Below are 9199 nucleotides of genomic sequence, written 5' to 3' on the forward strand. Positions count from 1 at the left end.
ACTCAAAAGGAAGCGAGCGGACGCTGGAAGAAGCTAATAAGCTGGCAAAAGCGAACCAACGCCCAGGCCAAACGAAAGAACAAACAAAAATCATTGCCCAGGGTATTCAAAAAGGGATTGAGCAGTATAAAAAACAGCACAAAGCCAAAAGCCGAGAGCTCGACAAGCAATTAAAAGCTGCAGAAAAAGCCAAACAGATGGCAAGCAGTAGTGAAGAAAAACAGCTTGAAGAGCATGTTCAGCCACCTAAAGCACAGACGTGGTTACCCTGGTCTTTACTCGTTTTATCATGGGTTTTGTTTGCAATATTCCAAGTAATATAAGAACTCATCTCGATGAAATTTGATTAGTTTTGAACCAAGTCTCACTGAAAACTCTGAATTTAACCTAAGTTACCTAAATTACCCTTCTTTGCCACAGCTTCGTAATCCTCTTTTTTATATGGTTTAAATCACTTACTTGTCATTGCTTTGGAGGAGTCCCCCAAAAAAGTCAGACAAGAAAGAACCTGAAAAAGAATAGTTCTTTAAGAACATATAAAACACTTACATACATGAAAAAAACAAAATTAAGAAAATTAACGGAGTCGATTGATGAAAAGCCTGAAATTGAAGTTGGTGACACTGACGTCACTACTTGTTGCTGCATTCGCGGTTAATGCGAACGGCTACAGTAATGTATACGTATTTGGCGATAGCCTTTCTGATAATGGTAACCTTAATGCCATTGCACCAGACCAAACCTATGGTGAACGTTTCACCAATGGCCCTGTAGCGGTAGAAGTCGTTGCAGCAGCACTAGGTCATACCCTAACACCATCGCTACACTTAGCGGGTGGTTATACTGGTAACAACTTTGCTATTGCTGGTGCAAAAGCAGTTGACGAAGATGGTGATGAATCTACACCGGACATCAACCTACCTACCCAGGTTAATGCTTTCCTACAAATCAATGCAGGTGTTGCCCCTTCAGACGCGCTATACATCGTATTAATCGGTGGCAATGACATTCGTGCAGCACGTGAAATTCGCTCAGGAGCAGTTTTCGCTTCTACAGCTGAAGAACGTCAGGCTATTCGTCAGGCAGCTAATGCTTCATTGAAAGCAGCTGTTGAATCTGAAATTGCTCAAATCGAAAAATTGATCGCTTCTGGTGCTCAGCACATTCTAGTATCTAATGCTCCAGATATCGGCGCGATCCCCGAAACTGATTTGGTTGTTGCTGGCTTACTTGCAAACACTCAAACGACTCGCCAAGAGCGCAAAGCGAACCGCCTTATACACGTTACTACTAAGCTTTCAGCTAAGTTCAATCGCAAGCTGGATCGTAAATTGGCTCGTCTTGAGCATCAAACAGGTGTCGATTTCATCGAATACGACCTATTCAGCTTCTTGACTGATCAAGTCGACAACGCTGAAGACTATGGCTACACCAATACTGACGACGCATGTGCTTACATGCTATCTCAAGGTGGCACCCTTCACCCTGAGTGCGACGGCTACGTAACGGCAACAGGCTTCTTATTCTATGACGAAATTCATCCGACTACGCAAGCTCACCAAGCTGCAGGCATGGAAATCGTTCAAACTCTATTGGCTCAATAAAACAAATTTGAGCCTCCCTACCAGACACACCCAAAACGATAACTAATAAAGCAGTACTAACTCTAAGAGGGCCTCGGCCCTCTTTTTTTATTCCAGTCGATAACACCCTTACAACTTAGAACTTCAATTGCTTTTAGTTAAAGCAAATGGAATCATGCCTGTTTTCAAAACACGGTTGCGCCCATGCCTTCGACAATTCTATACACCTTCAGACGCTGCCCTTATGCCATGAGAGCACGGTTGGCCCTGACTCTTAGCCAGGAAAAGATTCAGATAAGGGAAATTGTCTTACGAAATAAGCCAGCGACAATGCTGCATTATTCTCCGAAAGGTACCGTTCCGGTGCTCATCCTTCATCATTCAGAATCCGAGGCCCCGCAAGTGATTGATGAAAGCCTGGATATCATGAAGTGGGCTTTCAAACGATACGATCCAGACAACTTTTTAGATGCTTCCAAACTTAACGAGATGCTCGACCTTATTTCAATCAATGACGGTGAATTCAAAGATAAGCTTGATCGATACAAATATGCAGACCGCCACCCAGAACAAAGTGAGCAGGAATATCGCAAGCAAGGCGAAGGTTTTTTAGAGCTTTTGGACAAGCGCTTACAAAACCAAACTTTTCTTTTTGGCGAGCAGGCCTGCCTGGCAGATCTCGCCATCTTTCCCTTTATACGACAATTTGCACATGTAGACCTAGAATGGTTTGATGCGAGCCCTTACGACTATCTCAAGCGCTGGTTGTCAGACTACAAAGAGTCTGACATATTTTTGAGTATTATGAAGAAGTATCCGGCTTGGAAGGAAGGTGACGAAATCACTTGGCTACCTTTGCCAAGTGACAGTTAAGGTTACTTTAAACTTAAATGAGAAGTATCCGGAATCACCGGTGGAAGCTCTTCTTTCTTTTCAGCAATATCACTGCCAACAGGCGCAATCGTCACATTATCCAGCTCATGGAATTCTGCCATGACCTCTTCATGTACTTCTGATAAGCGCTCGCCCACCTCGCCAACTTGAAAGTGCGTATCTGATAGTATCTCGTCTACTTTTTCCCCTGCCAAATTAAGGCCGGTTTTGCTGGCAACATTCTGCAAATCGGTCTTTGAAGCACTGGCCGTTAAGGGAGCCTTAGCCGTTGGCGTTGGCGTTGGCGTTGGCGTTGGCGTTGGCGTTGGCGTTGGCGTTGGCGTTGGCGCAGCCTGAGGAGCTGGCGCACTAAAGTCTACTTTGACACCCGGACTGCCCATCGCCTCAACTTGGCAATCAGCGCCACGCTTACTCATCGCAATGATATATTTCTTTGCCGTTTCCTGGTCGAGCTTATTACGTATCACCACCCGCTTGCCAGTAAACATGCGCTCTACTTGGTCTACGCTTGTTTTAAATAGCTGCGCAACGTGTTGCTTGGTCTCTTGCTCCGAAAAGCCTTCAACCAGTTTGCCGTAAAATACAATTTCGTACTGCTGCTCACTCATACCGTTTTGCTCTTTGCTAATTTCTTTCCCTAACAATAAGTCTAGGTCAAGACCCGAAATTTACCTAGTCAGAAGATGCTTCACTCCGCACTTCTGCCCTGTTTCGGCCATTTTCTTTTGCTTGATACAGTGCAGAGTCTGCTCGTTCAAATAACTGCCCCTGATCCAGGCCTTCTTCAAAGACACTTAAGCCAAAAGACATGGTAATTTGAATCTTTTCATCGCGAAAATGAAAAGGTAAGCGACCGATCATTTCCCTTACTTTTTCAATTACCTGCTTTGCAGTTTGCAAATCTGTTTCTGGCAAAATAATCACAAACTCTTCGCCACCATAGCGCGCAACAAAGTCGGTCTTGCGTATTCTATTTTGAATTTCCTTGGCAATAATCTGTAGAACTTTATCGCCCGATAGGTGACCATAGTTGTCATTAATACTTTTGAAGAAATCGATATCCGCCACCACCAGTGTAGCCGGCTTTTTATAACGTTTGTAACGTTCAAGCTCCAGCTCAAAACGTTCGTCATAAGCCTCTCGATTAGGCAACGACGTTAAAGAATCTTTTAATGCTTTATCTCGCTCTTCCTTCAAGCGTTTACGAATATAACGAGTCTCTTCTTCCATCGCTTTGATGCGCTCTTTTAGGACCTCGACCTCTTCTTCTTTTGCTTGCTGGTGTTCAACTGCATCACCAGCATGCTGATCTACAGCACTGGATATGCTGTCCAAGTGCTCCGAAATAGATCGTTTCAAATCATCTATATCGACAGCTTTTCCCACACGCTGAGTCATTTCATCGACTTGATCACGCATATGTTGATCAAATTTTTCGTTTTTATCTTGCCAGGTGTCATCAATACTCTGACTCTCTACCAAAAAGTCCTGAACTTTACTCAAGCGCTCATCGAGCACCTTCAGAAAGTTACTAAACTCGCGCTGCCCTTTACCCACAACCGAAAGGATCAAGTTAGACAAATCATCCAAAGTAGGGCCAAGTTCATACCAAACCAGCTCTTTTTCAATTTGACCACGCAGTTTCGCTACTTCTCTGGTCGCACTGCTTGGAAACGCTAATTGGTCCAGTAGATTACTCAAAGTGTTGCGAATATGCCGCGCAACAGAAGAAAAGCCAGGAGCAAGCTCTTCTGCTGCATTGCTGGCATCGTCCGTTTCTAGCTCCAAGTCCTCTTCGCTGAGGGAGCTATCTTCGCCCGAAGCCGTATCAGCGCTTGCATTTTCATCACTTCCGCCACCCAAGAGACGACTTAAGAAACCGGCCTCTTTTTTGTCTGGGTCAACAATTACCGACAAGACTTCAGACTGGAGTTTTGCATACTCAGACAGGATAGCTGGGTATTCTTGAATATTTGACGAACGCTTGGCGATAGACTTTAAGAGCTTCTTTAGCCCACTTTTCTGCTTTCGAGGAAGCTTGAGAGTCAATAGCTGATCGATAATACTCTCTAAAGCACTCGCTACTTTTCTCAGGTTTTGCTGTTTGCTCTCGTCCGCCGCAAGAATCAATTTATCAATACGCTTAAGGCGCTTTTCGAGATCATTCTTTTCAGGTGTTGCACTGCGCACCGCACTGCGCAAGCTAGCCAACTCGCCATCTAATTCATCAGAAGTGTGCTCTGCCGCCAAGCTAACACGCACCAGAATTCGCTGCATCAGTGAGGCGTAATCTTGAATGAGCTTTTTCTGGCCGTCAAAAGACTCACCTTGCTCAAAATACTTATCTTTCCAGCGTTCTAGCTCTTTTTTTAAATCCGACTGGTTACTCATGAGTTCTCCAGCTTTTTGAACCGATTCAAATGTTATTATTTACTTAGTAAAACAAACAAAAATGATAATGCTTATTTTGTATTTCGTTTTCTGGCTCTAGGGTGAGATGCATCATACACCTCAGCTAAATGTTTAAAGTCTAGATGAGTATAGACCTGTGTGGTGGAAATATCGGCATGGCCTAATAATTCTTGTACGGCGCGAAGGTTTTGACTCGACTCCAACATGTGGCTTGCAAAAGAATGTCGCAGCATATGCGGGCTGACATCATTAATAATACCTTTCTCGATTGCCATTTTTTTCAAGCGAACCTGAACATTACGTACACTTATCCGCTTTCCTTGCTGGCTAATGAAAAGTGCGACCGCCTCTTCTCCCAAGCAATCGCCACGAAAGGCTAACCACTCTTTTAGCGCTTCAATGGCCTTGCTTCCTAATGGCAAGTGCCTTTCTTTGCCACCTTTACCCAGCACATCAACAAAACCTTCATCAAGATTTATGGAATTTACATTCAAATTTACTAATTCAGAAAGGCGTAGACCTGAAGAATAGAAAACCTCGAACATGGCGTGATCACGAATCACATGCCAATCGCCACTATCGTTATCTAATAGATGGTTAATTTGATCAACATTCAAGACTTTAGGCAGTTTTTTGCTCCCTTTTGGAACCGGAACATCCAGACACGGATTGTGTTCTAGCAAAGCATGTTTAATCTGGTAATTGTAAAAACTACGTAGTGACGACAGTGCTCTTTGAATACTCTTGCTAGAAAGCTGCTTACGGTGCAGGTAAGAAACGTATAAGCGGACATGAGCGTGACTGAGCTCACTCCAAGCGTGAATACCCTGTTCAGAGCACCAAGTATGAATACGCTCCAAGTCACGCCTGTAATTGGTGTAAGTGTGATGGGAGAGCCTCCTAACGACCAGTAAATTATCGAGAAACTCTTCTAGTAACTTTTCCATCACTGCCTCGAATTCTCTACCGGATCATTAAACCATTTATGGCGACTCGCTTCGAAAATATCTATTCCAAGAGCGAAGGAACTGAGTCCTCTACCTGCTGTCGCTTAGCAGCCAACAACAGATTCGGCAGAATACGGCTGATAAAATCGCTGATATAAGAAAGGAATAAAGAGCCCATTGAGCTATCAAAGTGCTTAGCATCGCGACTGCCCAAACAGAACAAGCCCAAAAGCTCACCATTTCGTAAAGGAATCACTGCCGCTGAACCGACTTCTTCGGGGTTCGGGAACAAGCATGCACGCTCTTCGTCTCGGAACTGCCCGCAAACTGCTCGTGTATGATCGAGAATACCGCCTAGCTGCCCCCGAGCCTCATCGATCGAAATGACTTTCACTTCGCTAACAGGGTAGTCACTTGGCTTACCAAACAATAAAATGCTGCTGAAGTCGATATTCGCATCATTTTTGAATGCCTCATTTACGACCATTTCAATCTCATCAAGGCTCTTCACCTCTAACAAGTTTAATAACAGGCGTTTGGTCTTCTCAAAATGAGCATCATTCTCATGCGCAATGGAGATCAGTTCATTAAGCTTGTTTTTCAGCTCATCACGGTGCTCTCTAAATACTTGCACCTGACGCTCCCCTAAAGATATCGCAGCGCCGCTCGCATGAGGTATTTTTAGCTCATTCAACAAGTAATCATGTTGAACAAAGAATTCAGGGTGAGTCTTCAAATACTCAATAACGTCAGTTTCTTGAATACTCGCAGCTTGCGGGCTTACTTCAGCGTTTACTTCTTTATTGCTCATACTATCTTCACTAATACGGTTCACTATGTCTGGGGGAGTCCATTCAAAACTTATATTTATTTATCTGAAATCTATCAGTATTACGATGTGGGCTAAGAGATCACGAATCTAGTTCAAGCCTCACTAAACGCCTATCGCTAACTAAGTGTAGCGCTAAATTCGAATTTTTCCTTCGAAAACAGTCATAGCGGGGCCTTCCATCATTAACGGTGAGCCGACGCCCTGCCACTCAATTTTTAGATTACCGCCAGGCAAGCGAACCTCAACTGGCGATTCCAGCACACCTCGGCTTATTCCAGCGGCAACAGCCGCACACGCACCGGTACCACAGGCCAAGGTTTCACCCACACCTCGCTCGTAAACGCGTAGTTGGATAAAGCGCTTATGTACTATTTCCATAAAACCAACATTCACACGCTCTGGAAAGCGTTCATGCGCTTCAATCAATGGTCCTAAATGCGCAACCTGCTGATCACTCAATTCAGGCACCTGCAAAACAGCATGAGGGTTGCCCATAGACACCGCAGAAATCTGCAAGGGTTCACCATCGACATCGATGCTGTAACTATCTGCTGGAGCATCCGCTGTAAATGGAATACTTTCTGGGTCGAATACTGGTTCGCCCATGTCTACAAGGACGCGACCATCATCATTGACCTTTAACTCAATATCGCCTTTTTTTGTTTCGACCCGAATACTATCTTTGTTGCTTAGCTTCTTCTCGCGCACGAAGACTGCGAAACACCTGGCACCGTTACCACACTGCTCAACTTCTGAACCATCGGCATTAAAAATTCGATAGCGAAAATCAACATCAGGCTTGCCAGGTGGTTCGACCAACAAAAGCTGGTCAAAGCCCACACCTAAATTACGATCAGCCATTCGGCGAATTTGTTCAGGACGAAGGTGAACATGATGGCTGATCATATCAACCACCATAAAGTCATTACCCAAACCATGCATTTTGGTAAAGTTCACCACCATATTGTTTTCTCCCGATACCTAAAATACTCTAAATGCCCACTAAGGCATCAAATTCTCAAGCGCTAGTTGATCATCAATTGTTTCACGCTTACGCGCTAATACGACTTGCTCACCATCTACAACCAGCTCTGCCACACGACCTCTGGAGTTGTAGTTCGAGCTCATTGCAAAGCCATAAGCACCTGATGACATTACCGCGAGCAAGTCGCCCGCCTTAATAGCCAAATCACGATCTTTACCCAAGAAGTCGCCCGTCTCACAAATCGGCCCTACCAAATCATAGTGATGACGCTCACAATCAGAACCCGGCTCTTTTTCTACCCGAATAATATTCTGCCATGCGCTGTATAAAGACGGGCGTAGCAGGTCATTCATCGCCGCATCGATAATCGCAAAGTGCTTATCTTCGTTGTGCTTCAGAAATTCGACCCGTGTTAATAAAACACCTGCATTCGCAGCAATGGAACGTCCTGGCTCCAAAATAACCTTTAGACCTCGATCCCCGATTTTTTCTAACAAAGCGCTGATATAGTCAGCCACTTCAGGTGGCTGCTCGTCATCATAAGTAACGCCTAAACCACCACCCAGGTCAAGGTGCTCGATCACGACCCCTTGTTCTGCAAGCTGATCAACCAAAAGCAAAACTCGCTCTAATGCATCAAGAAATGGTTCCGTTTCAGTTAGCTGGGAGCCGATATGGCAATCAACGCCTATCACCTTTACGCCAGCCAGCTTGGAAGCAGCCTGGTAAATAGCTGGGGCCTGCTCAATGGCAACACCAAACTTATTATCTTTTAAGCCGGTCGAAATATAGGGATGAGTGCCCGCATCAACATCAGGGTTCACGCGTAATGAAATCGGTGCGACTTTGCCCATCTCCAAAGCAACATCATTTAAACGATAGAGCTCTGCCTCGGACTCAATATTGAAGCAATGAACACCCACCTCAAGCGCGCGTTGCATCTCATGTGCTTGTTTGCCGACACCTGAAAAGACCACCTGATCTGCACTACCACCAGCACGCAGCACTCTTTCTAGTTCTCCGACCGAGACAATATCAAAACCGGCACCCTGCTTGGCAAGAATATTCAGTACAGCCAGATTAGAGTTTGCCTTGACTGCATAGCAAACTAAGTTCGCATGCCCTGCAAAGGCTTTTTTATAAGCCTGATAATGCGCCTCAAATGCTGCACGTGAATAAACATAACACGGGGTGCCATACTGTTCAGCGATCTGGCTTAGTGACGAATTTTCTGCATACAACTCGCCATTCTGGTACGAAAAATAACTCATGATTTATAACACTTTTTAATCGCCTGAACCGCTTCAGGCTTGGATAGAATTTGCCAATCACCCAGGATTGCTAAGCTTAGTTCTCAAACTGCTCTTCTGGGGCTCTCGTATCTCGTTTCTTTTTTTCTGCCTTATCGGAAGCAGGACTTTCCACCACTTCCGACTGATTGTGCACAGGCAAATAGAGATCACCCTTTTGGCCACAGCCTTGCACCAGTACCACACATGACATGATAAAAAGAGGCGTAAGTTTTAATCTCATACGTTTACTCACA

The 9199-nt window shown here is 44.7% G+C and carries 10 protein-coding genes; 3 read left to right on the forward strand and 7 right to left on the reverse strand.

Going from position 1 to position 9199, the window contains the following annotated elements:
* The 3 genes from A3735_RS17740 to A3735_RS17750 all read left to right on the forward strand — a co-directional run.
* Nucleotides 1-323, forward strand: a 323-nt coding sequence (locus A3735_RS17740; RefSeq protein ID WP_231882571.1) for a DUF2956 domain-containing protein, incomplete at its 5' end; no start/stop codon positions are given.
* 270 nt (nt 324-593) lie between these two features.
* Complete coding sequence (locus A3735_RS17745) at nt 594-1604, forward strand: SGNH/GDSL hydrolase family protein (RefSeq protein ID WP_068638374.1); 1011 nt, start codon at nt 594-596, stop codon at nt 1602-1604.
* 183 nt (nt 1605-1787) lie between these two features.
* Entirely contained in the window at nt 1788-2456 is a 669-nt protein-coding gene (locus A3735_RS17750; protein ID WP_068512847.1) for a glutathione S-transferase, read from the forward strand.
* A 2-nt stretch (nt 2457-2458) separates the two neighbouring features.
* Here the strand turns inward: A3735_RS17750 and A3735_RS31095 are convergent, their stop codons facing one another.
* The 7 genes from A3735_RS31095 to A3735_RS17785 all read right to left on the reverse strand — a co-directional run.
* Nucleotides 2459-3085 carry a hypothetical protein gene (locus A3735_RS31095; RefSeq protein ID WP_068638376.1) on the reverse strand — a complete coding sequence of 209 codons (627 nt, stop codon included), beginning with the start codon at nt 3083-3085 and terminating at the stop codon, nt 2459-2461.
* Between the two features lie 64 nt (nt 3086-3149).
* On the reverse strand, nt 3150-4868 hold the full coding sequence (locus A3735_RS17760) for a GGDEF domain-containing protein (RefSeq protein WP_068512853.1): 1719 nt from the start codon (nt 4866-4868) through the stop codon (nt 3150-3152).
* A 71-nt stretch (nt 4869-4939) separates the two neighbouring features.
* Nucleotides 4940-5836, reverse strand: a complete 897-nt coding sequence (xerC, locus tag A3735_RS17765) for a tyrosine recombinase XerC (RefSeq protein WP_068512856.1) — start codon at nt 5834-5836, stop codon at nt 4940-4942.
* Nucleotides 5837-5897: 61 nt separating this feature from the next.
* Nucleotides 5898-6647 (reverse strand): DUF484 family protein, encoded by a 750-nt coding sequence (locus A3735_RS17770; RefSeq protein WP_082870321.1) that lies wholly within the window; start codon nt 6645-6647, stop codon nt 5898-5900.
* 153 nt (nt 6648-6800) lie between these two features.
* Entirely contained in the window at nt 6801-7631 is an 831-nt protein-coding gene (gene dapF / locus A3735_RS17775; protein ID WP_068512859.1) for a diaminopimelate epimerase, read from the reverse strand.
* A gap of 39 nt (nt 7632-7670) precedes the next feature.
* On the reverse strand, nt 7671-8924 hold the full coding sequence (gene lysA, locus A3735_RS17780; RefSeq protein WP_068512862.1) for a diaminopimelate decarboxylase: 1254 nt from the start codon (nt 8922-8924) through the stop codon (nt 7671-7673).
* A 76-nt stretch (nt 8925-9000) separates the two neighbouring features.
* Nucleotides 9001-9199 (reverse strand): lipoprotein (locus tag A3735_RS17785; protein WP_231882572.1); only part of this gene is annotated, 199 nt, incomplete at its 5' end.

The sequence above is a fragment of the Oleiphilus sp. HI0061 genome (genome assembly GCF_001635675.1).